At 71.0% G+C, this 25,499-nt stretch carries 22 protein-coding genes; 12 read left to right on the forward strand and 10 right to left on the reverse strand.

Features of this window, described 5'->3' with window-relative positions; translation table 11 throughout:
• Window positions 1-318 precede the first annotated feature (318 nt).
• From ABD120_RS31075 to ABD120_RS31085, 3 genes are all read left to right on the forward strand, one after another.
• Entirely contained in the window at window positions 319-471 is a 153-nt protein-coding gene (locus ABD120_RS31075) for a hypothetical protein (protein ID WP_343953748.1), read from the forward strand.
• 477 nt (window positions 472-948) lie between these two features.
• Entirely contained in the window at window positions 949-1,905 is a 957-nt protein-coding gene (locus tag ABD120_RS31080) for an MvdC/MvdD family ATP grasp protein (RefSeq protein ID WP_343953749.1), read from the forward strand.
• Window positions 1,902-3,044, forward strand: a complete 1,143-nt coding sequence (locus tag ABD120_RS31085; RefSeq protein ID WP_343953750.1) for a methyltransferase domain-containing protein — start codon at window positions 1,902-1,904, stop codon at window positions 3,042-3,044. The genes ABD120_RS31080 and ABD120_RS31085 overlap by 4 nt, the downstream gene beginning before the upstream one ends.
• Here ABD120_RS31085 and ABD120_RS31090 read toward each other — a convergent pair.
• The 3 genes from ABD120_RS31090 to tdh all read right to left on the reverse strand — a co-directional run bounded on the left by ABD120_RS31090 (window position 3,041) and on the right by tdh (window position 6,294).
• Window positions 3,041-3,925: a LysR family transcriptional regulator gene (locus ABD120_RS31090; RefSeq protein ID WP_343953751.1), complete on the reverse strand. Its 885-nt coding sequence runs from the start codon at window positions 3,923-3,925 to the stop codon at window positions 3,041-3,043. The genes ABD120_RS31085 and ABD120_RS31090 overlap by 4 nt on opposite strands.
• A gap of 22 nt (window positions 3,926-3,947) precedes the next feature.
• Window positions 3,948-5,120 (reverse strand): glycine C-acetyltransferase, encoded by a 1,173-nt coding sequence (locus ABD120_RS31095; protein ID WP_343953752.1) that lies wholly within the window; start codon window positions 5,118-5,120, stop codon window positions 3,948-3,950.
• A 148-nt stretch (window positions 5,121-5,268) separates the two neighbouring features.
• A complete protein-coding gene (gene tdh, locus ABD120_RS31100; RefSeq protein WP_343953753.1) occupies window positions 5,269-6,294 on the reverse strand; it encodes an L-threonine 3-dehydrogenase in 1,026 nt (341 codons plus the stop codon).
• Between the two features lie 318 nt (window positions 6,295-6,612).
• On the opposite strand from tdh, the gene ABD120_RS31105 reads away from it, so the two are divergent.
• The 4 genes from ABD120_RS31105 to ABD120_RS31120 all read left to right on the forward strand — a co-directional run bounded on the left by ABD120_RS31105 (window position 6,613) and on the right by ABD120_RS31120 (window position 14,945).
• Window positions 6,613-7,761, forward strand: coding sequence for an ROK family transcriptional regulator (locus ABD120_RS31105; protein WP_343953754.1), 1,149 nt, complete (start codon window positions 6,613-6,615; stop codon window positions 7,759-7,761).
• Between the two features lie 138 nt (window positions 7,762-7,899).
• Window positions 7,900-9,069 carry a Gfo/Idh/MocA family protein gene (locus ABD120_RS31110; RefSeq protein WP_343953755.1) on the forward strand — a complete coding sequence of 390 codons (1,170 nt, stop codon included), beginning with the start codon at window positions 7,900-7,902 and terminating at the stop codon, window positions 9,067-9,069.
• The gene (locus tag ABD120_RS31115; RefSeq protein ID WP_343953756.1) at window positions 9,066-10,970 is read left to right on the forward strand and encodes a hypothetical protein; all 1,905 of its coding nucleotides are present in this window, start codon (window positions 9,066-9,068) and stop codon (window positions 10,968-10,970) included. The genes ABD120_RS31110 and ABD120_RS31115 overlap by 4 nt, the downstream gene beginning before the upstream one ends.
• Before the next feature lie 138 nt (window positions 10,971-11,108).
• A complete protein-coding gene (locus tag ABD120_RS31120; protein ID WP_343953757.1) occupies window positions 11,109-14,945 on the forward strand; it encodes a S8 family peptidase in 3,837 nt (1,278 codons plus the stop codon).
• 126 nt (window positions 14,946-15,071) lie between these two features.
• Here the strand turns inward: ABD120_RS31120 and ABD120_RS31125 are convergent, their stop codons facing one another.
• The 6 genes from ABD120_RS31125 to ABD120_RS31150 form a co-directional block, all read right to left on the reverse strand.
• Window positions 15,072-16,148 (reverse strand): SPFH domain-containing protein, encoded by a 1,077-nt coding sequence (locus ABD120_RS31125; RefSeq protein ID WP_343953758.1) that lies wholly within the window; start codon window positions 16,146-16,148, stop codon window positions 15,072-15,074.
• A 4-nt stretch (window positions 16,149-16,152) separates the two neighbouring features.
• Entirely contained in the window at window positions 16,153-16,584 is a 432-nt protein-coding gene (locus ABD120_RS31130; protein ID WP_343953759.1) for an NfeD family protein, read from the reverse strand.
• A 142-nt stretch (window positions 16,585-16,726) separates the two neighbouring features.
• Window positions 16,727-17,833 carry a fumarylacetoacetase gene (fahA, locus tag ABD120_RS31135; RefSeq protein WP_343953760.1) on the reverse strand — a complete coding sequence of 369 codons (1,107 nt, stop codon included), beginning with the start codon at window positions 17,831-17,833 and terminating at the stop codon, window positions 16,727-16,729.
• The gene (locus ABD120_RS31140; protein ID WP_343953761.1) at window positions 17,830-18,564 is read right to left on the reverse strand and encodes a hypothetical protein; all 735 of its coding nucleotides are present in this window, start codon (window positions 18,562-18,564) and stop codon (window positions 17,830-17,832) included. Before ABD120_RS31140 ends, fahA begins: the two co-directional genes overlap by 4 nt.
• Window positions 18,561-19,727, reverse strand: coding sequence for a homogentisate 1,2-dioxygenase (locus ABD120_RS31145; protein WP_343953762.1), 1,167 nt, complete (start codon window positions 19,725-19,727; stop codon window positions 18,561-18,563). The genes ABD120_RS31140 and ABD120_RS31145 overlap by 4 nt, the downstream gene beginning before the upstream one ends.
• A gap of 57 nt (window positions 19,728-19,784) precedes the next feature.
• Window positions 19,785-20,414: an IclR family transcriptional regulator gene (locus ABD120_RS31150; protein ID WP_343953763.1), complete on the reverse strand. Its 630-nt coding sequence runs from the start codon at window positions 20,412-20,414 to the stop codon at window positions 19,785-19,787.
• Window positions 20,415-20,544: 130 nt separating this feature from the next.
• On the opposite strand from ABD120_RS31150, the gene ABD120_RS31155 reads away from it, so the two are divergent.
• The 5 genes from ABD120_RS31155 (at window position 20,545) to ABD120_RS31175 (ending at window position 24,876) form a co-directional block, all read left to right on the forward strand.
• Window positions 20,545-21,141: a hypothetical protein gene (locus ABD120_RS31155; RefSeq protein ID WP_343953764.1), complete on the forward strand. Its 597-nt coding sequence runs from the start codon at window positions 20,545-20,547 to the stop codon at window positions 21,139-21,141.
• A 40-nt stretch (window positions 21,142-21,181) separates the two neighbouring features.
• Window positions 21,182-22,288, forward strand: a complete 1,107-nt coding sequence (locus tag ABD120_RS31160) for an NAD(P)/FAD-dependent oxidoreductase (protein WP_343953765.1) — start codon at window positions 21,182-21,184, stop codon at window positions 22,286-22,288.
• Between the two features lie 94 nt (window positions 22,289-22,382).
• On the forward strand, window positions 22,383-22,826 hold the full coding sequence (locus tag ABD120_RS31165; protein WP_343953766.1) for a hypothetical protein: 444 nt from the start codon (window positions 22,383-22,385) through the stop codon (window positions 22,824-22,826).
• A gap of 59 nt (window positions 22,827-22,885) precedes the next feature.
• On the forward strand, window positions 22,886-24,169 hold the full coding sequence (locus ABD120_RS31170; RefSeq protein ID WP_343953768.1) for a hypothetical protein: 1,284 nt from the start codon (window positions 22,886-22,888) through the stop codon (window positions 24,167-24,169).
• A 71-nt stretch (window positions 24,170-24,240) separates the two neighbouring features.
• Window positions 24,241-24,876 carry a hypothetical protein gene (locus tag ABD120_RS31175; protein ID WP_343953770.1) on the forward strand — a complete coding sequence of 212 codons (636 nt, stop codon included), beginning with the start codon at window positions 24,241-24,243 and terminating at the stop codon, window positions 24,874-24,876.
• Here ABD120_RS31175 and ABD120_RS31180 read toward each other — a convergent pair.
• Window positions 24,853-25,398 (reverse strand): TetR family transcriptional regulator, encoded by a 546-nt coding sequence (locus ABD120_RS31180; protein ID WP_343953771.1) that lies wholly within the window; start codon window positions 25,396-25,398, stop codon window positions 24,853-24,855. The two genes, ABD120_RS31175 and ABD120_RS31180, sit on opposite strands and share 24 nt — an antisense overlap.
• Window positions 25,399-25,499 lie beyond the last annotated feature (101 nt).

The raw sequence follows: 25,499 nt of genomic DNA on the forward strand, positions 1-25,499 counted from the left end.
TCACGACCGCGCGGTCGTGACGACAAGCCGGTGGCGGTTCCGGACATCTCGGCCGACACTTCCGCTCGCCCGCTTGGGCGGATCACGTCCGGGGGAGCCATTCGTCCGGCGTCGGACCCGGATAGGGCTGACAGCGATGTGGTGGTGCCCGCTCAGCGGCCGGTGGGGTGGTGGAGGGGCGGGTGTGGTGAGGATGACTGCCCGGCTCCGGCCTCGCCGAGGGCGTATCAGGTGGGGTGGGCGTTCGAGGGGAACATGTGGGTGCGGCGTTTCGGGAGGTTGCCTCGGGTTGTGCGGGTGAGTTGCCGGTGTCGGCCGGTGGAGTACGAGCTGCTGGCCGTTGGCGGTCTGTATTGGATCCGGCGCATTGAGCGGGCGGACGACGGTCTTGTGGTTCGGGTCAGCCCTCAGGCCGCGAACCGCTGGGTGGGTGAGTTGTGGAGCCTGATCATGTCTGGAGAGGCATGGTGAGCGTCTCGCCTGCATGGACCCGGGTCACCAACCAGCCACTCGCCCTTTGGAGGGCTTGCGCGTGGTCGTGACTTCGGACGGCCGCAGCCAGCAACTCTGGATCCCGCCAGACCGGCAGGAAATTCTGACCCGTACGGACACGGCCCCACATCTAGTTCGTCCTGCTGTTGCGGCCTAGCGTCGGAGACGATGCGCATTTGAGGAGGCGACTGCCGCTGTGATCGACAACACTCCGTTGACACGTCCCGATGACCGATTCCCGATAGGGCTCCCAGGGCACACCGTCCCCCTCTCGATGGAGGCGCCGACGGCCGTGCGTCCCTGGGGGATGGACCATGCCGTTCCCGTCGCTCCGCTCCCCGCCACGGCCGGTAAGCACGAGAGGCCGACCAAGACCACGACGCAGAGCCGACCGACCAAGTACAACGTGGACGGGAGAGTGGAGCCGGACACCACAACCGTGACCGTGACCGACTGATGATCCTCATCCTCGCGGGCGAGGACTCCTCCGAAGCTCAGCACGTCGCAAGAGCACTGGTCGGACGTGGAGAGGATCCGTGGTGGTTCGACACTGCCTGGTTCCCCTCTCAGGCTCGGCTCACGGCCGAGCTGACCCCACGCGGTTGGACCGGAACCATTACGACTCCACACGCCGTGATCGACCTGGAGGGCATCACTGCAATCTACTATCGCCAGTCGCAGCCATTCAGCTTTCCCGCCGGTCTCAGCGAGCCGGAGAGACGGTTCGTCACCGTGGAGACGAGGTTCGGCCTCGGTGGCGTGTTGATGTCGCTACCAGCCCGTTGGGTATCGCACCCCTCTCACACGGCTGACGCCGAGTATCGCATCAACCAGATGGCCGCGGCGGTTGCGGTGGGTTTCGCCGTGCCGCCGTCCATCCTCACGACCGAGACGCACCAGGCGAAACGATTCGTTGAGGCACAGCGCAACGGCGCTGTCTACAAGACGATTATGCACAAGATCGTCAGCGAAGAGGGTCGCGTCAAGCTGATACACACCACCCCCGTCGACTCCCGCATGATCGACCAGCGGATCAGCGTCGCTCCTCACCTTCTGCAACACAACATCGACAAGGCATTCGACGCTCGGGTGGTGGCGACCGGCCAAGGGGCATGCATGGGCGTTGCCATCCACGCCGACGACGTCACCGCCCGACAGGATTGGACGACTGGGTGCGGCAACCTGACTTATGAGAGCGTGACGATTCCAGATCAGATCGCCCGACGCTGCCGGGTGCTCTTGGCGCGACTGCGTATTGAAGTCGGGGCTTTCGACTTCTCCGTAGACTCGGACGGCATCTGGTGGTTTCTGGAGGTCAACCCAGGTGGCGCCTGGGCATGGGTCGCGGAGGAAGCCCGCATCCCCATCGCCGATGCCATCGCCGACCTGCTGACGGAGGGTGATGCCCGATGACACACGAAGACCCGGGTATCACCGTCACCTGGCCCCGATGTGCGCAACGGCTCGCTGAGGAGTTGCGAGGCAGCGGAGTGCTGTCCGATCCCGCCTGGCGGGAAGCGGTGGGACGAGTACCGCGCCACCTTTTCGTTCCTGACTTCTACCTGCGCACCGGAGCTGCCGCGGAGGACGAGCGGAAGGGGACACACTTCACCCCTGACACCCCCGGCCACCTGGAGGCCGCCTACTCCGATCAAACCCTGGTGACCCAGTTCATCGAGTACGACGGCTGGCCGTGGCCGACCAGCTCCAGCACCGCCCCCTCCCTGATGCTCAGGATGCTGCAGGCCCTTGACGTCCATGACGGGATGACGGCATTGGAGGTGGGAACAGGAACCGGGTACAACGCGGGCCTCCTGTCCGAGAGGCTTGGGGACGACCGTGTCACGAGCATCGACATCGACTCGGATCTGATCGGACTTGCGCGTTCGCGGCTCGAAGCAGCCGGTTATCACCCGACGCTCGCGGTAAGGGACGGTCGCCACGGCTACCCGGAGGCGGCTCCGTACGACCGGCTGATCGCGACCGTCGCCTTCGACGAGATCCCCACGGAGTGGATCAAGCAGACCAAGCCAGGAGGGATCATCGTCTGCGATCTACGCCATAGTGGCGCCCCCTGGTCCGGCGCTCTGGCCCGACTGGAGGTCGGTGACGATCAGACAGCCGTGGGCAGGCTCCTGCCATGCCCGGTTGGCTTCATGTCCGCGCGCACGCACGCCGAAATTCCCGGCATTTCAGACTCGGCCGGCATGGACAGGACCGTCGTCAAAGATCGCGACACCGATGTCGGGGGGAGTACGGCGATGTCCCCGGGCCTGGCGCTGATCATCTGGCAGTACCTCCCGGACCTGGTCGCCTACCCCGGTGAGGACACACTCACAGTCGTCGCAGGAGACTCCTGGGCTGAGGTCGGGCTCCTTGAACCGACCCGCGTCAGCCACGGGGGACCGCGTGACATCTGGGGAGTCGTCGAGGATGCGCGCAACCGCTGGGAGGCGGCGGGTCGGCCCGGCGTCGAGAGGTTCGGGATCACGGTCGAACCTGGTCGGCAGTGGGTCTGGCTGGACTCGCCGGTAGGCGCCGTGACCTGTTAGATCTCCGGGGGGCGGCCGTTGAGGAGGGTGGTCAGGAGGGGGCGGAGGAGGGGGTGTTGTTCGGAGCCTCGGCGTACCGCCGCGAAGACGCGCCGCTCGGGCCCAGGGGCCTCGTGTACGGTCACCCCCGACAGGTCCAGGTCGCGTAGCGCGAGGCGGGGGACCAGGGCCACACCCGCGCCCGCCCCCACCAGGGCCACCACGGCGCGGAAGTCATCGGAGGAGTGGACGAAGCGGGGTGAGAAGCCCTCGCGCTCGCACGCGACGGCGATCACGTCGTGGACGGGGTTGCCGGGGTATGGTCCCACCCAGTCGGCGCCGCGCAGGTCGGCGAGCGTGCCGGGGGCGGGGTGGTCGGCGGGCAGCACCAGGTCGAACGGCTCGGCGTACAGGTGGGCGCGGCGGAGCCGCTGGTCGTCGGGGGCGCCTCGGTACTCGACGGCGATGGCCAGATCGGCCTCGCCGTCCAGGAGCAGGGTGAGGCTCTGGTCGCCTTCGGCGTCGCGGACGCGGACGCGCAGGCCGGGCGCGCTCTCGCGGAGGGTGCGCAGGGCGGGGGACAGGACGGCGGCGATGGCCGTGGCGAAGGAGGCGACGGTCACCTCGCCGGCGGCGCCGGTCGTGTACGCGGCGACCTCCGCCTCGGCGCTCTCCAGTTGGGCGAGGACCTGGTCGGCGTGGGCGAGCATGATGCGTCCGACGGCCGTCATGCGCACGCCTCGGCCGTCGCGGTGGAACAGTTTGTGGCCGACCTCGTGCTCCAGCGCGGCGAGTTGCTGGGACACGGCCGACGGGGTGAGGTGGAGCGCGGCCGCGGCGGCGGTGACCGTACCGTGGTCGGCCACCGCCCGCAGCGTGCGCAGGCGCCGCGAGTCAATCACGCGGCAGAGCATATTTCAGGGTTCAGGACTGCCGGGCCTGGACGAAGGCGGCGACGGCCCGGTCGACGTCGTCGGCCGAGTGGGCGGCGGAGAGCTGGACGCGGATGCGCGCCTTGCCCTGCGGGACCACCGGGTAGGAGAAGCCGATCACGTAGATGCCGAGTTCGAGCAGCCGGTCGGCCATCGCGCCCGCCTCGGCGGCGTCGCCGATCATGACGGGGGTGATGGGGTGGTCGCCGGGCAGGATGTCGAAGCCCGACTCGGCCATCCGCGAGCGGAAGCGGGCGGTGTTGGCGCGCAGTTGCTCGCGGGCCTCGCCGGAGGTCTCCAGCAGGTCGAGGATGCGCAGTGAGGCGGAGGCGATGACGGGGGCCAGCGAGTTGGAGAACAGGTAGGGGCGCGAGCGCTGGCGCAGCAGGTCGCAGATCTCCTTGCGGGCCGAGACGTAGCCGCCGCTGGCGCCGCCGAGGGCCTTGCCGAGGGTGCCGGTGATGATGTCGACCCGGTCGGTGACGCCGTGGAGTTCGGGGGTGCCGCGCCCGGTGGGGCCGACGAAGCCGACGGCGTGGGAGTCGTCCACCATGACCATCGCGTCGTAGCGGTCGGCGAGGTCGCAGATCTCGCGCAGCGGGGCGACGTAGCCGTCCATCGAGAACACGCCGTCGGTGACGATCAGGCGCCGCCGCGCGTCGGACGCCTCCTTGAGCCTGGCCTCCAGTTCGCCGAGGTCGCGGTTGGCGTAGCGGTAGCGCTTGGCCTTCGACAGGCGGATGCCGTCGATGATGCTGGCGTGGTTGAGGGCGTCGGAGATCACCGCGTCCTGGGCGTCGAGGAGGGTCTCGAAGACGCCGCCGTTGGCGTCGAAGCAGGAGCTGTAGAGGACGGTGTCCTCCATGCCGAGGAAGTCGGACAGGCGGGTTTCGAGCTCCTTGTGCACTTCCTGGGTGCCGCAGATGAAGCGGACGGAGGCCATGCCGAAGCCCCAGCGGTCGAGCGCGTCCTTGGCGGCGGCGATCACCTCGGGGTGGTCGGCGAGGCCGAGGTAGTTGTTGGCGCAGAAGTTGAGCACTTCGGCGTCGCCGACGCGCACGTGGGAGCTCTGGGGGGTGCGGATCACGCGCTCGGGCTTGTGCAGCCCGGCCTCGGTGATCTCGACCAGCGTCTCCTGCAGCTGTCCCCGAACGGAGTCGAACATCTCAACCCTCCAAAGTCACAATATTTCCCATTACGGCCCAGCCCCGCCCAAGCCCACCCGCCGTCATGCGCGGGCGGCCTCCAGGGCAACGCTCCTCACCGGCGCCGCCGACCCGCCGCCACGCCGTACTCTTGCCCGCCTGGGTGCGTCAGCCCCACTCCAGCAGCACTTTTCCGGTGCGCCCGCTGGCGGCGGTGTCGAAGGCGGCGTCGAAGTCGCGGTAGGAGAACCGGTCGGTGATCACCGGAGCCAGATCCAGGCCCTTCTCCATCAGGACCGACATGTTGTACCAGGTCTCGAACATCTCCCGCCCGTAGATCCCCTTGATGGTGATCATGGAGGTGACGACGGTGCCCCAGTCGACGGCGAACTCCTCGGCGGGCAGTCCCAGCATCGCGATCCGGCCGCCGTGGGTCATGTTGGCGATCATGTCGCGCAGCGCGCGGGGGTTGCCGGACATCTCCAGTCCGACGTCGAAGCCCTCCTTCATGCCGAGCCTGCGCACGCCTTCGGAGATGGGGGTGTGCGCGACGTCGAGCGCCAGGGAGACGCCGAGCTTGCCGGCCAGGTCGAGCCGTTCGGGGCTGATGTCGGTGATGACCACGTTGCGCGCGCCGACGTGGGTGGCGACGGCCGCCGCCATGAGGCCGATCGGGCCCGCCCCGGTGATCAGGACGTCCTCGCCGACCAGGGGAAACGACAGTGCCGTGTGCACGGCGTTGCCGAACGGGTCGAAGATGGCGGCGATGTCGGGGTCGATGGGCGTGCGGTGGACCCACACATTGGCGGCGGGCAGTGTGACGTACTCGGCGAACGCGCCGTCGCGGTTGACGCCGAGGCCGATCGTGTTGCGGCACAGGTGGCGGCGCCCGGCCATGCAGTTGCGGCACTTGCCGCACACGATGTGGCCCTCGCCGCTGACCAGGTCGCCGACGGAGATGTCCTCGACGCCGGGCGCGACCTCGACGACCTCGCCGCTGAACTCGTGCCCGACGATGAGGGGCAGTTTCAGCGTCTGCCGCGCCCAGTCGTCGTACTTGCGGATGTGCAGGTCCGTGCCGCAGATCCCGGTGCGCAGCACCTTGATCAGCACCTCGCCCGCGCCCAGCGTCGGCTCCGGGACGTCCGTGAGCCAGAGCCCCTCTTCGGGACGCTCCTTGACCAGCGCCTTCATCGCGATCCCCCCTCAAGTGAACCTTACGCACTGTGCCCGCCGACCTCGGACGATGTCCATCGAGCTTTCCTTAACCCCTCCGAAAGCACATCTTCACGCGGGACTCTCCGTCCCAGGACAAAGCACCTGTCACGGCGGAGCCCACCCACCCCACCCGCCGCACTCCGCCCGGGGGCCTCCAGGGTCACGCTCCTCCCCGCGCGCACCTCCCGCCGCGACGCCGCAGTCGGGAAGATGCCCGGCCACCGGCTCGGGATGGGATTCTGTAACCAGTTTGGCTAAGTAAAATGTCTGTTCACATCGTCGGGTGGAGGTTCGGTGCGACAGCAGAGCGGCGACGCCTCCCTACTGCGGAGGCTCAACTCGGCGGCCATCCTGCGCATCCTGCGTGCCAGCGACGAGGTGACGCTCACCGAGCTCGCGAAGGCGGCCAAGGTGTCCAGGCCGACCGCCGAGGCGATCGTCGAGGAACTCCTGGTCGAAGGCTGGGCGCAGGAGTGCGAGGAGGGGCTGGGGGACCGCCAGCGGGGCCGTCCCGCGCGCCGCTACCGCTTCCGCGCGGCCGCGCGGCACGTGGTCGGCATCGGCATCGGCGGCTCGACGATCCGGGCGATGACGGCCGACCTCGGCGGCGCGGTGGTCGGCTCGCGCACGGTGGGGGTGCCGAGCGACGCCGACGCCGCCGAGCGGATCGCCGCCGTGGTGGGCCTGGTCGAGGAGAGCGCGGCGGAGCTGGGGCTGTCCTCGGGTGAGCTGGCCGCCGTGGGCATCGGCACCACGGGCGTGGTGGACGGCGAGGGCCGCGTGGTCAAGAGCGTGCGCCTGCGCGACTGGACCGGCGTGGAGCTGCAGGCGGAGCTGCGCAAGGCGATCACGGCGCCGCTGCTGGTCGAGAACGACATGCGTCTCGCGGTCCTGGCCGAGCACTGGCGGGGCGTGGCGCAGGAGTGCCGTGACGTGGTCTACCTGTTCACGGGCAACAAGCTGGCGCTGGGGCTGCTGATCGACGGGGTGCCGTACCGGGGCGCCCACGCGGCCTCCGGCGAGCTGGGCGAGCAGCCCAACGGCAACTGGACGGCGTTCGGCAGTGTGATCGACTACGCGATGTCGGTCGAGCCCGGCGAGCTGCGGGCGCCCGCCGACATGGCGGAGTTCGCCTTCGAGCGGGCGCGCACGGGCGAGGCGGCCGCGGTCGAGGCGGTCGAGCGGTTCGCGCTGCGGCTGGGCGAGGGCCTGGTGACGGTGGTCAACCCGCTCGACCCGGAGATGGTCGTGATAGGGGGTGCGCTGGCCAGGGGCGGGGAGCTGCTGGTCGGGCCGATCCAGTCCTACCTCGACCGGGTGTGCCTCTACCCGCCCAAGGTGGTGGCCTCGGAGCTGGGCCGCGAGTCGATCGTCGTGGGCGCGGTGCGCCTGGCGCTCAACCTCGCCGACCGGGTCCTCTTCACCGCCGAGGTCGAGGTTTAACGCTGCCGCGTTGCTTATCTCTGCAGGTGAGGCGCGCCCTTGAGGGCATCTTGTCCTATTTGGAAGCTTATTTTCTATAGCTTCTTTCATAAATCGACGCTACCCTTCAGGACTGGTCAGAGCCTGAAAGGATGGCAAGTGGAAGATCTACGCATCGGGGCCGTCGGTCTCGGTCTCCGCAAGAACCTGCACCTGGCCGCGCACCGGCCGGGCAAGGGTTCGGTGGTCAGCGCGCTGTGCGACGTCGATCCGGCGACGCTGAAGCAGCAGTCCTCACGGTACGAGGGGGCCTATCTCACCGAGGACTACCGCGACCTGCTGGAGCGCGACGATCTCGACGCCATCATCCTGGCGACCCCCGACGACACCCACGAGCGCATGGCGATCGACTGCCTGCGCGCGGGCAAGGCCGTCTACCTCGAAAAGCCGATGCACATCACGGTCGAGGGCTGCGACAACATCCTGCGCGCCGCCCACGAGACCGGCACCCGCCTGTACGTCGGCCACAACATGCGCCACATGGGCGTCGTCCGGCTGATGCGCGACATCATCCAGAAGGGCGTCATCGGCGAGCCGAAGACCGTCTGGGTGCGCCACTTCGTCTCCTACGGCGGCGACTACTACTTCAAGGACTGGCACGCCGACCGCCGCAACACCACCGGCCTGCTGCTGCAGAAGGCCGCCCACGACCTCGACGTGATCCACTGGCTGGCGGGCGGCTACACCAGCCGGGTCAACGCCATGGGCGACCTCATGGTCTACGGCGACCTGCCGCGCCGCGAGCCCGGCACGCCCCGCCCCGACGGCTGGCTGCACGAGTTCGACTGGCCGCCGACCGCCCGCCGCGACCTCAACCACGTCGTGGACGTCGAGGACGTCTCGGTCATGAACATGCGCCTGGACAACGGCGTGATCGCCGCCTACCAGCAGTGCCACTTCGCGCCCGACTACTTCCGCAACTACACGGTGATCGGCACCGAGGGCCGCCTGGAGAACTTCGGCGACAGTCCCGGTGACCACGTCAAGGTGTGGAACTCCGGCCCCACGGCCTACCGGAGCGAGGCCGACATCACCTACCGGGTGCCGGAGGCCGACGGCGGGCACGGCGGCGCCGACCCCGGCATCATCGGAGAGTTCTGCAGGTTCGTCCGCGACGGCGGCGTGACCGATACCTCGCCGGTGGCCGCGCGGATGAGCGTGGCGGCGGGCTACATGGCCACGCTGTCGCTGCGCGACGGCGGCATGCCGTACGACGTGCCGGCCCTCGACCCCGAACTGGTCGCCTACTTCGACCGCGGGCAGCGATGAGCTACCACCTCCGGTTCCAGGTCCTGCCCGGCCAGGACCCCGCCCGGCTGGCGCGTTACTGCGTCGAGCACGGGATCGAGGAGGTCGTGCTCATCTACGGCTCGGAGGAGATGCACGCCGGCCACCCGGTCGGCGTCGGCGAGGACCTCTGGTACGAGCACGTGGCCGCCTCGCGCGACGTGCTCGCCGCCCACGGCGTCGCCGTCAGCCTCAACCCGTGGGTGACCGTCGGCCACGCCGACCGGGGCCGGACCCAGGACCTCGGGTTCGCGCCACTGGTCTCGCCGACCGGCGAGGTGGCCACGGCCGCCGCGTCGTTCGCCTGCCCGGTCTGGCGCGAGTGGCTGGCCGGGCACTACGGCCGCTTCTCCCGGCTCGGTTTCCGGGTGATCTGGCTGGAGGACGACTTCCGCTTCCACAACCACGCCCCGCTCACCTGGGGCGGCGGCTTCGAGCCCGAGATGCTGGCGCGCTTCGCGCGCCTCGCGGGCGAGCGGCCCTCGCGCGAGGAACTGGTCGCCGCCGTCACCGCGCCCGGCGCCCCCCACCCGTGGCGGGCACTGCTCCAGCAGACCTGGCGCGAGGCCCAGCTCGAAGTCCTCGACCTGGTGCGCGCGGCCGTCGGCGGACGGGCGAAGCTCGGCCTGATGAGCTCCGGCCTCGGCGTGGCCTCCGTCGAGGGCCGCGACTGGTCGGCGGTCTTCGACCGCGTGGAGGTCCACCGCCCCCACTTCGCCCCCTACGGCGACACGGCCGCCCGCAGGCTGTCGTACTCGGTCGCCATGATGGAACTCCAGCGCGGACTGCGTCCCGAGGGCATCGAGGTCGCCCCGGAGATCGAGAACTGGCCGCACACCGAGTGGACCAAGTCCGACACCCAGACCTGGTCCGAGATGGTGGCCGCCCGGCTCGGCGGCGCCGACGCGCTGCTGCTCGACGTGCACCCGTTCGTGACCGGCGACCCTCACCGCTACCCGCGCATCGGCACCATGCTGACCAGGTCGCGGGCGGCCGTCGAGCGCGCCGCCAGCCCTGAGCTGAGCGCGACCGGCGTCGGCCTGCCGTGGTGGCAGGACACGGCCGCGTACGTGCAGGGCGACGGCGGCCTCGACGGCCTGCATGCCGACCCGCTGCGCGCCGCCGAGTACCTGCTGCCGTACGGGGTGCCCGTCCAGTCCGGCCGGGCGCCGGTCAACGCGCTGTTCGGCAAGGCCGCCTGGGGTGTGCCCGCCGACTCGGTCGAGGAACGGCTGTCCGGCGGGCTGCTGCTCGACGGGCACGCGGCGCTGGTGCTGACCGAGCGCGGCTACGGTGACCTGCTGGGCGTCCGCGTCGAGGAGATCGCCGAACGGCACACGCCGACGCGGCAGCCGTACAGCATGGAGCGGGTGCACGACACCGGCGAGCTGCTGAGCGTCAACGTGCAGTCCATGGTGGCGCGGCTGGCCGCGCAGCCCGGCGCCGAGGTGTGGACGGAGATCGTCACGCCGCGCGGCGAGCACTGGGGCGACGGGCGGGTGGCCTTCGAGAACCGGCTCGGCGGGAAGGTCGTCACGATCGCCGCCTGCCGTCCCGAGGAACTCGGCCGCGAGGACGACGGGCAGCGCCTGGCGCACCGGGCGGTCCGCTTCCTGGGCGCGGACCTGCCGCTGGTGACCGGTGGGCCGCACCTGATCCCGCAGTTCGCCACGGTCGGCGGCAGGCGGCGGCTGGCGATCGCGAACGGCTCCGCCGACCCGGCCCGGCCGGTGGTGGCGCTCGACACGGAGGTCACAGACGTCACGGCCACGCTGCTGGCGCCGCTGGCGGAGCCGGTGACCGTACCGACGCGGCGGGCCGACGGCCTGCTCCACGTCGAGGCCGACGTCCCGCACCGGGGCTACGTGCTGCTGGAGTGGTGACCAGGGGGCCGCCCGCTCGTCAGAGCCGGGCGGCCCCTCACCCCTCGCCCCGGCCGGTGAAGGCGGTTGGCCGGGCCGCAGGTGGCCGGTATATGCCAGGCCATATCCGGATATATGGCCGTCTGTCATGGTGGGCGCATGATCCGCAGGTCGATGATCGCATTCGGCGTGCTGCTCTCCACCGGGATGGCCGCACCGACTCCACCCCCCGCCCCTCCCACCCCAGCCGCACCGGTCCCCGCCACCGCAGGACAGGACCCCAAGAAGATCACCCTGATCACCGGAGACGTCGTCACCTACCGCACGGCTCCGGACGGCACCCCCGACGCCCAGGTCGAACCCGCCCGCCGCCCCGGCGGCGCCCCCGTGTTCTTCTTCTCCTACCGGGAACGGAACGCCTACTACGTCTACCCGGCCGACGTCCTCGCCCGGATCTCCTCAGGCGGCCTCGACCGGGGCCTGTTCGACGTCGCCTACCTCGCCGCCAACGGCTACACCGACGCCGAGACCCCCACCCTGCCGGTGATCGTCCAGAACGGGGCGAGGCGCGCGGCGCTCCCCGCCACCTCGGGCACCCGCGCGTTACCCAGCATCGGCGCCACCGCCTTACGCGTCGACAAGCGCGACTCAGGACGCTTCTGGTCGGCGCTGAGCAGGAGCGACCCCGGCCGAATCTGGCTCGACCGCAAGGTCAAGCCGGTACTCGACGGCAGCGTCAAGCAGATCGGCGCCCCGCAGGCGTGGGCGGCGGGACTCAAGGGCAAGGGCGTCAGGGTCGCCGTCCTCGACACCGGCATCGACCCCGACCACCCCGACGTGGCCGGCCGGGTCGCCGCGATGGAGAACTTCACCGCCGACCCCGGCCCCCGCGACGGCCACGGGCACGGCACCCACGTCGCCGCCACGATCGCCGGGAACGGTGAGAAATACACCGGCGTCGCGCCTGAGGCCGAACTCGTCGTCGGCAAGGTGCTCAACGACTACGGCGGCGGCCAGGAGTCCGAGGTCATCGCGGGCATGGAGTGGGCCGTCGCCCAGCGGGCCCGGATCGTCAACATGAGCCTGGGCGGCTGCTGCCCCGGCCCCGGCAACCCGCTCGACCAGGCGATCGCCAAGCTGTCCGAGCAGGGCGCGCTGTTCGTCGTCGCGGCGGGCAACGACGGCGTCAGCCGGAGCATCGGCTCACCCGGGACCGCGCCCGAGGCGCTGACCGTCGGCGCCGTGGACGACGGGGACCGGGCCGCGAGCTTCTCCAGCAGAGGGCCGACCGCCTTCGACTACACGCTCAAGCCCGACCTGACCGCGCCCGGCGTCGACATCGTCTCCGCCCGCGCCCAGGGCACCTCGATGGGTGTCCCGGTCGGCGAGCGGCACACGACCGCCTCCGGCACCTCGATGGCCACCCCGCACGTCGCGGGCGCCGCCGCCCTGCTCGCCCAGCGCCATCCGGACTGGCCGAACACCCGGCTCAAGGCCGTGCTCACCGGCACCTCCCACGACGCCGGCCTGCCCGCCTACACGCAGGGCGCGGGCCGCGTGGACGTCGCCCGCGCGGTGAAACAGCAGGTGTACGCCACGGGCAACGTCGACTTCGGCTTCCTCGCCCACCCGCAGCCCGGCCCGGTCACCAGGACGCTGACCTACACCAACGACGGCGACCAGCCGGTCACCCTGTCGCTGCGCGCCGAGATCACGCCGCACCGGGGCAGCGCCCCCGACGGCACCCTCACCCTCGGCGGGGACACGCTCACGGTGCCCGCCAAGGGCTCGGCCGACGTCGCGGTCGCCTTCGACCCGAAGGGCCCCGACACCTGGTACGAGGGGCGGATCGAGGCCACCGCCGACGGGGGTGTCGTGGTCGGCACCGCCGTCGGGGCGTTCGTGGAACCGAGGAAGGTGACCGTACGGACGCGGATGGTGTTGCCGGACGGCGGCACCGAGCCGACCGAGATCCCGTGGATGCTCATGCGCACCGACGACCGCGACGACCTCGTCCACTCCTACTACCCGCCGCCGGGCGCGGACAGCGAGGTCGAGGTCTACCCCGGCTCGTACGCCGTGGTCAGCGCGCTGGCCTGGCGCGACGGCCGCGACGGCGAGTGGGTGCAGTCGCTGCCCACCGAGCCGCAGGTGGAGATCACCAAGGACACCACGGTCACGCTCGACCTGCGCAAGGCCGAGAAGGTCGAGGTGGACACGCCGCGCCCCGCCGAGGTGTACTCCTCGCACTACGCCTTCGAGCGCAGGGCGGCGAGCGGAGTGGCGTCGGTGAGCGTCGAGGCGCTGATGCCCGCCTACGGCCTGGCCGACTACCGGCTGCCGCCCACCAGAAAGGTCACCCAGGGCACGTTCGTCGCGGCGGGCCGCTTCCTCATGGGCGCGCCGCAGGTCGCGATGCGGGTGCGGGGCGGCCCGGAGCTCACCCCGCGCTACGCGGGCACCGGAATGGACGTGCGCAAGCTGCCCGACCGTGGCGGGTATCCGCTGCTCGACGCGGGCCGCCGTACCGACTTCAACGGGTTGGACGCGCGCGGCAAACTGGTCCTGCTCGATCTGTCCGACCTGTGCCCCGGCAGCGCCTGCGACGGCGACGCCCTGGACCGGGTCACGGCCGCCCAGGCGGCGGGCGCGGCGGGCGTCCTCGGGTACGGCGCCGCCCACCGCGCCTTCCTCGACCCGGCGGGCAGTTGGCCGACGTACCCGATCCCGACGCTGAGCCTGCCGGCGAAGGAGGGCCGGGCGCTTTCCGCGCTGGCGGCCCGCCGTCCGGTGACCGTGGCGGCGGAGGGCAGCGCGAGCACGCCGTACTTCTACTCGCTGACCCTGCCCGAGCGCGGCCGGATCCCCGCCGACCTCGACTACGACGTCAAGGCCCGCGACCTGCGGCGCGTCGAGAACCGCTTCCACGCCGACCGGCCGGGCACGGCCCAGGTGAGCGCGGACGTGTCGATGCGCTCGGGGCCGGGCTGGTTCACCGGCCTGTGGGGGCTCGGGCACGCCTGGCGCTCGCAGACGCGCGTGACGGAGTACGTCGGCCCGGTCGCCGACGACGTGGTGTGGACCCGCGCCACGACGATCGGCTATGACGAGGGCACCGACTACTACCAGCGGCGGGCACTCAACGCGACCGCCGTGGACGTCTTCGACACGGCGGGCGAGCACGTCGAGCCCTGGGGTGCCCAGCCGAGGGTGCCGGGCAACGTCGGATACAGCCCCGCCGCCGCCTCCTCCGGAGGCGCCCAGTGCTTCCCCTGCCGTACGGAGGACCTGTTCGTGGCCGCGTTGCCGGTCGTGGGCCCGTTCCCGAACCACCAGGAGGCTTTTGCCTACAATGCCAACTTCGCCGGTGACCGCCACGGCGGCGGCGACGAGTTGCGCCTCTACCGCGACGGGCGGGAGATCCCGCTCGTCGAGCGGAGCGCGGTGCTCGGCATCTTCGCGGTGACCGTGCCGACGTTCACCATGGACGGGGCGGAGGCGACCTATCGGATGACCGACCGCTTCCGTACCCCGAACCCGCTCCAGCGGTATGCCAGGGAGGTCGAGACCGCCTGGACGTTCCGCTCGAAACCGCCGACGGGCGGCATGACCGGGATCGGCGACGGCATCTGCCTGGCCTGGTTCGTCGTGTCGAAGATCGGGCCGTGCGAACCGGTCCGGCGCCTCAACCTCCGCTACGACCTGGGCCTCGACCTGGACAACCGGGCGAAGGCCGGGGCGGTGCACCGGATCCGCGTCACCGGCTACCACGGCTCGCTGGGGCTGCCGGACGCCAAGGTGAGCGAGTTGCGGCTGCAGGCCACCTTCGACGACGGCAGGACCTGGACGCCGCTGCGGGTCTCAGGTGGCCGGGCGAGCGTCGTGCACCCGCCGCTCGCGCAGACCACGGGGGCGGTCGGCCTCCGGGCCCAGGCGAAGGACGCCGAGGGCAACACCGTCGAGCAAACCGTACATAGGGCCTATGGCCTGAAATGACCTCGGAACTCCGCATTCCCTGCGGACAGTTCCCTTCGTGGATGTGACACTGCGCGCCCGGATCCGAGCAGGCCGACTCTTCGACGAGTTCGCCGTGACCGGGCGCGCCGCTCGACCTGGAGTAGGTCAGCGTTCGGTGCCGTGCGGGCTCTTGTCCGAAAGGCCCGGGAACGGCGACGGCTCGGGAGCGGGGGCGCTGAGCTGGCGCGGGACACCAGGCTGCTCGGCCTCCTGGGCGTCGGCGACCGCCTCCGCCGCCGCCGCCGACGCCTTCTGCACCTCCTCGTCCGCCGCCGACGACGAGGCGACCTCCTCCCGGGTGGCGGCCGAGCGGGGCAGCACCTCGTTGAAGGCCCGGGAGACCCCCTGCAGCGCCGAGGTCACTTCGCTCGGGATGACGAAGAAGGTGTTGTTCTGCCCCTGCGCGAGCTGCGGCAGCACCTGGAGGTACTGGTAGGCGAGCAACTGCGGGTCGGGGTCGTTGCGGTGCACGGCCTGGAAGACCTGGTCGATGGCGCGCGACTGGCCCTCGGCCTCCAGGATGGCCGCCGTGCGCTGGCCCTCGGCCCGCAGGATGCGGCCCTGCTTGTCGCCTTCGGCCGTGAGGATCTGCGACTGGCGCTGGCCCTCGGCGGTCAGGATCGCGGCGCGCTTGTCGCGTTCGGCCCGCATCTGCTTCTCCATCGCGTCCTTGATCGTCTTGGGCGGGTCGATCGCCTTGATCTCGACGCGGTTGACGCGCAGCCCCCACTTGCCCGTGGCCTCGTCCAGCACGCCGCGCAACTGGCTGTTGATGATGTCACGGGAGGTGAGGGTCTTCTCCAGGTCCATGGATCCGACCACGTTGCGCAGCGTGGTGACCGTGAGCTGCTCGACCGCCTGGATATAGCTGGCGATCTCGTAGGCGGCCGCGCGCGGGTCGGTGACCTGGAAGTAGAGGACGGTGTCGATCTCGACCACCAGGTTGTCCTCGGTGATCACGGGCTGCGGGCGGAAGGAGACGACCTGCTCGCGCAGGTCGATCATCGGGTAGACGCGGTCGACGTACGGGATCACGAAGTTGAGCCCCGGCTTGAGCGTGCGATGGTAGCGGCCGAGCCGCTCGACGTTGCGCGCCCGCGCCTGCGGGACGATGCGCACCGCCCGCAGCACGGTGAAGACCGCGAACAGGGCGATGACCAGGCCGACGATCAGCAGCTCCATTGGATCACTCCCGGGGGTACACGAGAGCGGTGGCGCCCTCGATCTCGATGACTTCCACGGTCGCACCGGTGGGAATGACCAGCGACTCGTCGTAGGCGCGCGCCGACCACTCCTCACCCCCGATACGTACCCTGCCCGCCTGCCCGGTGACCTCGGCGGTCACGTAGGCCGGCTTGCCGACCAGGGCCTCGATGCCGAACCGCCGGCGCGGCGGCTGCCGGAGGTGCCGCACGGCGAGGGGCCGGACGAGCACCAGCCCCGTGGCCGAGGCCAGGGTGAACACGAGCAGCTGGAAGGGGAGTGGCAGGCCGAGCGCCGCGGTGGCCGCGGTCAGGAGCGCGGCGCCGCCGAGCAGACCGAGCGCCGCTGTGAGGGTGAAGATCTCGGCGACCCCGAGCACGACCGCGAGGATTATCCAGATGACCCACTCATCCATACGCCGGCCTCCTGACGGCTCGACGGGCCTGCAAGGGCTCCCCCTCTACCGTAAACCTCAAGCCGGGCGCTTGGTGCAATCTTCACCGTCCTTGTGGCGGGCGCAGCCCATCAGCCACCTCCGCCACGGCAGCCCCAACTGCCTACCCGACGGATCCGGAAACCTCCCCGAGCGTGATGCCGCCCGCCGTGGCGCTGATCGTCACCGTGTCGCCGTCCTCCAGGAACGTGCGCACCGAGCCGTCGGCCAGTTTGAGCGGCTCGGTGCCGTTCCAGCTCAGCTCCATGAACGAGCCGCGCTCCTCGCGGGCCGGGCCTGAGATCGTCCCGCTGGCGAACAGGTCGCCGGTGCGCAGCGCGGCGCCGTTCACGGTCAGGTGCGCGAGCATCTGGTCGGGCGTCCAGTACATGCTCCGGTACGGCGGTCGCGACACGACCTCCCCGTTGAGCCGGACCTCGACGGAGATGTCCAGCCCCCAGTCGGCCGTCCTGCGCAGGTAGCCGAGCGGTTCGGGGTCCTGCGGCCGGCCCGGCACCCGGGGCAGCGCCTCCAGCGGCGTGACCCACGGTGAGACCGAGGTCGCGAACGACTTGCCGAGGAACGGCCCGAGCGGCTGCGCCTCCCAGCCCTGGATGTCGCGGGCGCTCCAGTCGTTGAGCAGCGTCACGCCGAACACGTGCTCCTCGAACGGCCCGGCGGGCGAACCGAGCGGGCTCGGCACGCCCACGACGTACCCCAGCTCGGCCTCGATGTCGAGTTTGGCCGACGGCCCGAACACCCCGGCCCCGAGCTGCCCGCTCGGCCGCCGCACCGGCGTGCCGGAGACCACCACCGTGCCCGCGCGGCCGTGGTAGCCGACCGGCAGGTGCCGCCAGTTCGGCAGCAGCGGCTCGGCGTTCGGCCGGAAGATGCGGCCCATGTTGGTGGCGTGGTCGAGCGAGGCGTAGAAGTCGACGTAGTCGGCCACCTCGACGGGCAGGTGCAGGACGACCTGGGCGAGCGGGATCAGGTGCGGCTCGACCACCCCGAAGTCGGTGGCCAGCTTGTTCCGGATGAGCCGCCTGGTGTCGTGCCAGGCGGTCCGGCCGCGCGCCAGGAAGGCGTTGAGGCTGCCGGTGGCGAACACCTCGTCGTGCAGCGCCGAGGCCAGGTCGAGCACGTTGTCCTCGTATCGCACGCCCACTCTCGGGGGCTCGCCCGCGCGGGAGAACACCCCGTAGGGCAGGTGGTCGATGCCCCAGCCGCTCATGTCACTCCAAGGGATCGCAGATCGTCGACGGGTGTGCTCGTGCTGCACGAGCCGTAGCTGACCAGGAGCTGCCGGGCGCGGACCGCCGTCTCCTCCGGGACCGCCCGGGTCAGGCGGACCAGCCGGTCGGCGTCCGTCGTACGGAGCACCGGCGCCGGGTCGCGCCCCTCGACCGCCTCGCAGACGGCCAGCACCAGGTTGAGGAAGCCGTGCCGGTCGACGCCGAGCGCGGGGTCGAAGTGGCGGACGGCGTGGTGCAGCCCGGCGGTGGCCTTGAACGGGACCCGGTTGTCCGCGCAGAAACGGATGAACCCCCCGAGCTGGTCGGGGTTGGGGAAGGCGTCGGCGGTGAGGCCGCCGCAGCGGACCTTCAGCCCGACGCCCTCGGCGGGCGCGGTCAGATGGAGCTGCGGCGGCACCTCCACGAACACCCGCACGCCCGCGACCGGTCCCGCCTCCTCCGGCGGGCACCTGACCTCAAGGAAGTCGACGGGCAGGTCGTCGTAGGCGGGCACCTCGGGGGTGTCCAGGATCAGGCCGATCCGCGCCGGGATCCACTCGGAGCGGCGCAGCGTGTCGAGGCGGCCGGCCGGGCACAGGAAGCGCTGGGTGAGCATCGGCTCGGCGCGCTCGGCGTCGCGCCGGTGCCTGGCGAGCGCCGCGTCCATGGGCAGCGAGGTCGGCGGGAACAGCCCGGCGTCGTCGACCAGCGCCGTGAACAGCGGGTTCATCGGGCCCAGGTCCAGGCGTAGCCGGGGTCCTCGCAGGACAGCGCGTCGCCGCCGAGGTCGAGCGGGCGGAAGGTGTCGATCATGACGGCCTTCTCGCTGGTGTGGGTGGCGCCCGCCTCGATCACCGCCTCGACCGCGCCCGGCTGCGGGCCGTGCGTGAAACCGGCCGGGTGCAGCGAGATCGAGCCGACGTCGATGCCGGACCCGGCGCGGGCCGAGTAGTCGCCGCCGACGTAGAACATGAACTCGTCGGAGTCCACGTTGTGGTGGTTGTAGGGGATCGGCACGGCCTCCGGGTGGAAGTCGAGCGGGCGCGGCATGAACGAGCACACCACGAAGCCGGGGCCCTCGAAGGTCTGGTGCACGGGCGGCGGCGCGTGCGTCCGCTTCACGATCGGCTCGAAGTCCTCGATGTTGAAGGCGTACGGGTACAGGCACCCGTCCCAGCCGACCACGTCGAAGGGGTGGTTGCGGTAGACCAGCCGGGTCAGCCCGCCCCTGGTGCGTACCAGGACGGGCACCTCCTCGCCCTCCTCGATCAGCGGCTCCTGCGGGCTGCGCAGGTCGCGCTCGCAGTAGGGGGCGTGCTCCAGGAACTGGCCGTACTGCGACAGGTAGCGGCGGGGCGGGCGGATGTGCCCGGAGGCCGCGATGACCAGGATGTTGACCGTGCTCTGTGGCACCCAGCGGTGGATGGTGCCGGTGGGGATCACGACGTAGTCGCCCTCGGCGACGTCGAGCGCGCCGTAGGTGGTCTCCAGGCGGGCGGCCCCCGACTGGAGGTAGACGCACTCGTCGCCCTTGGAGTTGCGGTAGAGCCCGCTGGGCCGGTCACTGGTCGCGTACGACAACCGGACGTCGTTGTTGCCCGCGAGCGTCATCCGGCCGGCCACGAGGTCGCCCGCGCTGGAGAGGTCCTGGGTGCGGAAGTGGCGTGGGGTCAGCGGGAGGTTGGGGGTCAGTGACCCGGGGACCTGGGGCTCGATCGCCACCGCCTCCGCCTTGACGATCGCGGTGGGCAGGTGGCGGTGGTAGAGGAGCGAGGAGTCGGAGGAGAAGCCCTCCTCGCCCATGAGTTCCTCGGCGTACAGGCCGCCGTCGGGCCGCCTGAACTGCACATGACGCTTGCGTGGCACCTCGCCGACGCGGCGGTAGTACGGCATCCTCGAACTCCGTCCGGATATCGGACAAAAATGTCCTCTATATGTAGCAACCGTCTTTCATCGCAGGGACGATGTCAACTCGGCCGAGGCGGCCACGACGCGGGGGCCGACGCTCTCGGCGAGCGGCCCGAAGGTCACCACGCCGACCGAGGCCTCCAGCCACGGCAGCCCGGTCACCGGCGCGGCGACGCCGCGCGCACCCTCCTGGAGCTGTCCCTCAGTGGTCTGGTACCCACCCCGGCCCGCCCGTAGCGCGAGGATCGCCTGTCCGGCCGCGCCCCTGCTCAACGGGTGCCGCGAGCCTTCGCGGTAGGCGACGTGCAGGTCCGTCCACGACGGCTCCACCACCGCGACGGCCAGTCCCTCGTCGCCTTCGGCGACGGTCAGGTGCGCCGTGGCGCCGACCTCCTCGGCCAGGCGCCGCAGCATCGGCACGGCGGCCGCCCTCAGCATCGGTTGTACGGCCCGCGCCAGCACCAGCACGCCGAACCCGAGGTGCGTGCGCCCTTCGCCGTCGCGCCGTGCGAACCCCTCGTTCATCAGGGTGGTGACCAGCCGGTAGACCACGGGTCTGCTCAGTCCGAGTTCGTCGGCGAGTTCCGTGGGGGTGCGTCCGCCGTGCCCGTCGGCGAGGAGTCTGAGCAGGCGAAGCCCGCGTTCCAGTGTCTGCGCTGATTCTGCGGCCATGCCGATGATTATCCGGTCGTCATGGATACGCTCGGTGACGATTCACCTAGAAAGGGGTAAGAACCCGGTTAGTCGGAACCAGGGGGTAATGGTGAGGCAAAGGTGGTTTGTCCTTGCCGGGTGTCTGGCTATGTGCGCGTCGATTCCCGCTCTGCCTTCGGTCGGGGAGCAGGCCGCCTTCTTCGTCCGTTCCGACGCCGCCCCCCTTCCTCACGACGAACCCGGCCACGTGGTCGAACACACCTTCTACGCCACCGAGGGCATCCCGCTGGACGAGCGGCTGCTGCCCACCGACGAGCGGCGCCGCATCCACCCGGCCCGCCTCGCGCCCGGCGTCACCGTGGCGGCCGACGGCCGCCTGGTCGGCATCCCCCGGACGGCCGGCACCTACCCGGCCCCGGTACGGCTCTGCCTCGGTGACGCCTGCGAGGAACAGACGATCACCCTGGTCGTCTACCGCAACGTCCCGTGGGAACCGCGCAACCTCACCTTCCCCGGCCGGGTCGGTGTCCTCCTCGACGGCGAGATCGCCGTCAACGGGGGACCGGCGGGCGTCCTGCCGACCTTCACCGTGACCGACCACGACGCGGTGCCCGAGGGAATCGCCGTCGGACCGGACGGCCGGGTGGGCGGCACACCCGTGCGCCCCGGCGTCTCCGAGATCCCGGTACGGATCTGCCTGGCGGGCAACTGCGCGGGCGCGGTGGTCAAGGTGATCGTGATCTGACGCCTTGCGGCGGGGGTGGGGAAACGGTCACCGTGTATCCATGAAATCGGTCATTGTGGTCGGTGCGGGCATTTGGGGTTCATCTACGGCGTTGCGGCTGGCCGAGTCGGGCTGGGCGGTGACGCTGGTCGAGCAGTACGCGCCGGGCCACGTGCGGCAGGCCAGCGCGGGCGAGACCCGGCTGCTGCGGATGGCGCACGGCGCGGACGACTTCTACGCGCGGCTGGCCTGGGAGGCCAGGGACGAGTGGCGCAGACTGGAGGAGCGCGTCGGCGAACCGCTCTTCCACGAGGCGGGCCTGCTGTGGTTCGCCCAGACGCCGGACGGCTGGGAACACGCCAGCGCCCAAGTCCTGAAAAATCTGGACATGGGGGTTGAGGTGCTGGAACCCGCCGACGGCGCCCGCTTCTTCCCCGACTTCCGGGGCGACGACCTCAGTTTCCTGCTCTGGGAACCCCACGCCGGTGTCATCAGGGCCCGCCGCGCCACCCAGGCGATCGCCCGGCTCGCCCAGGCCGCCGGAGCCCGGCTCGTCAAGGCCAGGGCACTGCCGGCGGAGGGCGGCGTCGAGATCGACGGCGAGGTCGTGCGCGCCGACCGCGTCGTATGGGCCTGCGGCGCCTGGCTGCCCACCCTGTTCGACGTGCCGGTGACCGTGACCAAGCAGGACACGCTGCACTTCGCGGTCTCCCCGCGCTGGAGCACGCCCGGCACCCCCGCCTGGGTGGACTACGACGCCTCCGCCTACGGGCACGGCGACGTGGACGGGGTCGGCCTCAAGGCCACGATCGACCTGGAGGGGGAACCGTACGAACCGGAGGGCGGGTCGCGCACGGTGGACGTCTCCAGCCTGGAGCACTCCAGGACCTACCTGGCCAGGCGCTTCCCGGCGCTGGCCGCCGCGCCCGTGCTGTTCACGCAGGTCTGCCAGTACGCGCTGACGCCCGACGCCGAGTGGATCCTCGCCGAGGTCTCGCCGGGCGTGTGGGTGCTGGGCGGCGACTCCGGGCACGGGTTCAAGCACGGGCCGCGCCTGGGAGCGTACGTGGCGGGGGTTCTCGACGGCGCGCACGAGCCGGAGGCGAGGTTCGGCCTGCACGAGCGCGCGGCCGTCAGGGGCCTGCGGACCGGCGGAGAGCCCTGGTAGGGCGTTCCCTACCGGGGTTTCGGGTGCGTGCGGGGCCGACCGGAGACGGGGGCGCGGCGCAGACTTGCCCCAGTCGACGGAAGGCGAGGTATCCGTGTCCGCTCCCTCCTCTGTACGCCGGGCCGCCGCCCTGTGGATCTTCGCGGTAGCCGCAGGCGTGTTCGAGACCGTCGTCGCGGTCACCGGCATCCTCGCGAGCGGCGCCTTTCCGGCCGGTGCGGTCGCGGTCGGCGTCGGCCTGCGCCTGGTGGTGTTCGGGGCGGCCGTGTTCATGACGCTGCGCCTGCGCGCAGGCGACAACCTGGCGCGGCTGGGCCTCGCCGTGCTCCTGGGCCTGTTCGGCACGCTCTCCCTGGTCGTCGGGCCGGTCCAGGACCTCCTCGCCGGTACGTTCACCCTTCCCGCCGGCCCGGCGGACTGGCTGCTGGCGGTCAGCAGGGCCGCGCACCTCGTGGCGGTACTGGCGGCCATGGTCCTGATGTTCCGCCCGGAGGCGAACGCCTACTTTGACCGACGACGGTCGGCGATCTCGTTGTGAGTTGTTGATCGTCCGGATATGGTGCATGGTGCCCCCTTGATCCATATGGAGTAGGTGCCATGCGACTACGTCCGCTCATCATCACCGGACTCGCGCTCTCGATGCTCGGCATCGGCGTCCCCGCCTGGTCGGCCACCGATCCCCGTAGTTGCAACGACCTGCTCTCCAGCGACACCCCCGCCTACGTCGTCTGCAACTGGATGGCGACGCCGGAGGAGGCGGCCGACATCGCCAGGTTCTGGCTTGAGAACGACGGCGAGAACATGAAGGAGGCCGACCCCTACTTCGTCGGCGTCGACTGCGACGAGGCCGAGAACGCCTGCGACCCGAACCTCGAAGGCGACGGTCAGCTACGCGGTGACGGTGACCCCGACGTCGAGGGCGCGGAGGACGGCGGCACCCCCGAGTGCGAGCAAGGGGGAGACAGCTGCTACGTGAACGGCAGCGGCGTCACCCAGGCCGAGAAGACGGCGGCCGAGCAGACCGAGACCGGCAAGGGCGCCAAGACCGCCCAGGACGCCGGGATGCGCGTGTGGATCGACGCCGAACTCGCCGACGACTGGAAGACCGGCAAGCTGGAGGAGGCCGCCAAGAAGGTGGCCGCCCTCGCCGCGCAGGACGACGTCGCCGGCATCCGCTTCAGCTCGCAGGTCGGCTACAACAAGGTGCTGGGCACCGCCGACGAGATGGACAAGTTCGTCGCCGAGGCGGCCAAGGCCCTGCGTACGGCGGTGCCGGGCAAGAAGCTCGGGGTCCACACGGTCGTCCCGATCTTCGGCTGCGGCGGCCACGAGCAGTGCAAGACCGAGATCGCCAAGAAGCACCCGCAGCTCGACCCCGACCGCATCGGCGCCTGGCTGAAGCGCGGCCTGGTCGACCAGCTCACGCTCGACAACGGCCACCTGTCCTCCGAGTACACCGCCTACGGCATCGACGCCGCGCAGGCGCAGCGCAACCAGTGGATCCAGGTCCGCGCCCGCGCCTGGGACATGTACGGCCAGATCGGCGCGGAGGACGCGGGCTTCACCGCCCCCGGCGCCTCCAAGCTGACCGAGGAGCAGGCCGGCAAGGCGATCGGTGAGCGGGTCGCCGCCGTGCTGCAGTCCGACGCGGCGGAGACCGTGACGCTGTGGACCCGCTGGCAGGACCAGCAGGGCACGGTCAACCGCGTTCTCGGCGAGAAGCTGGCCGACAACGCCACCTGGGAGCAGCTGAAGAAGCTGGGCGCGGTCAAGGCCCGCCTGGCCACCGTCTACGACCCGGCGACGCCCGAGGTGGACCCGGCCGCCGACCTGAAGAAGCTGTCGGAGGTCTTCGGTCAGGTGTACGTCCGGGCCTCCTGACCTGGCGAGGTTTTTGGCAAGCGCTGGTCAAACCCTCCCGTGTCGCCGTCCTAGGCTGAAAGGGACCAGACATGGGAGGGACGACGATGTTCATCCAGGTCATCCAAGGTCCGGTAGCGGAACCCGAACAGGCGCACGCCGCCCTCGACCGGTGGGCGAGGGACCTCGCCCCCGGCTCGACCGGCTGGCTCGGCACCACGGCCGGGGTAACCGACGACGGCACTCTCGTCGCGGTGGCCCGTTTCACCTCGAAGGACGAGGCCCGCCGCAACGCCGAGCGCCCCGAACAGGACGCCTGGTGGCGGGAGACGTCCCGGTTGTTCACCGGGAAGGTCTCCTTCCACGACTGCGGCGAGGTGGACGAGTTCCACGGCGGCGGTTCTGACCAGGCCGGGTTCGTCCAGGTCATCGAGGGCCACGTCGAGGACCCGGGGCGGCTGCGCGAACTCTTCCACAAAGGTGAGGAGGAGCTCGCCGCCTACCGTCCCGACCTCATCGGCAGCACCGCCGCGATGTCGGAGGACGGCACGTACGTCGAGACGGCGTACTTCACCAGCGAGGAGGAGGCGCGGCGCGGGGAGCGCAAGGCGCCGCCGCCCGAGCTGGAGGGGACGCTGAAAGAGTACATGGGGGTGTTCGAGGGCCGGCCCGCCTACTTCGACCTGCACCGGCCGTGGATGTACTCACCAGGCGGCCAGCGCGTCTAGCGCGGCTTTGAGCCGTTCCGGGGTGACGGCGCCGGTACGCAGCCGGTGGGCGACGAGGGGCGCCTGGAGGGGCGCGAGGAGCGCGTCGGCCAGCGTGGGGGCGTCGGACCCGGGTGAGTGCTGCGCGATGAGCATGCTCAGGTGGGCATGGTGGGCGGCGTAGGCGCCGCCGAAGCGCGCGAACGGGGCGGCGGTCTCGGCCATGACGAGCAGGTCGAGCTGCTCGACCGTGCGGTCGGCGAGGGCGTGGAGGAAGGCGCGGACGCGCTCGCGCGGGGGCGCGCCGGGGCCGAGGGGCGGCGGGCCGCCGAGGAAGTCCTGCTGGAAGGCGCGTTCGCGGGCGTCGATGAGCGCGTAGGCGAGCCCGGAACGGTCGCCGAATCGCCGGTAGAGGGTGCCGACGCCGACCCCGGCCGCGGCGGCGACGTCGGCCATGGCCAGGCCGTCCACGCCGCGCTCCGCGACGATGGCGGCCGCCGCCGACAGAATCCGCGCCCTGTTGCGCGCCGCGTCCGTTCTCACCGGTCCATTGTGTTCCATCCCGCCGCGCCGGGCGTTCCTGGTTCCATCCGTTACGGCAGGCCGCGCCCACCGCGCCCCGCCGCCGTGCGTCGGCGGCCTCG

The organism is Nonomuraea longicatena (genome assembly GCF_039525605.1).
Classification (GTDB): Bacteria; Actinomycetota; Actinomycetes; order Streptosporangiales; family Streptosporangiaceae; genus Nonomuraea; species Nonomuraea longicatena.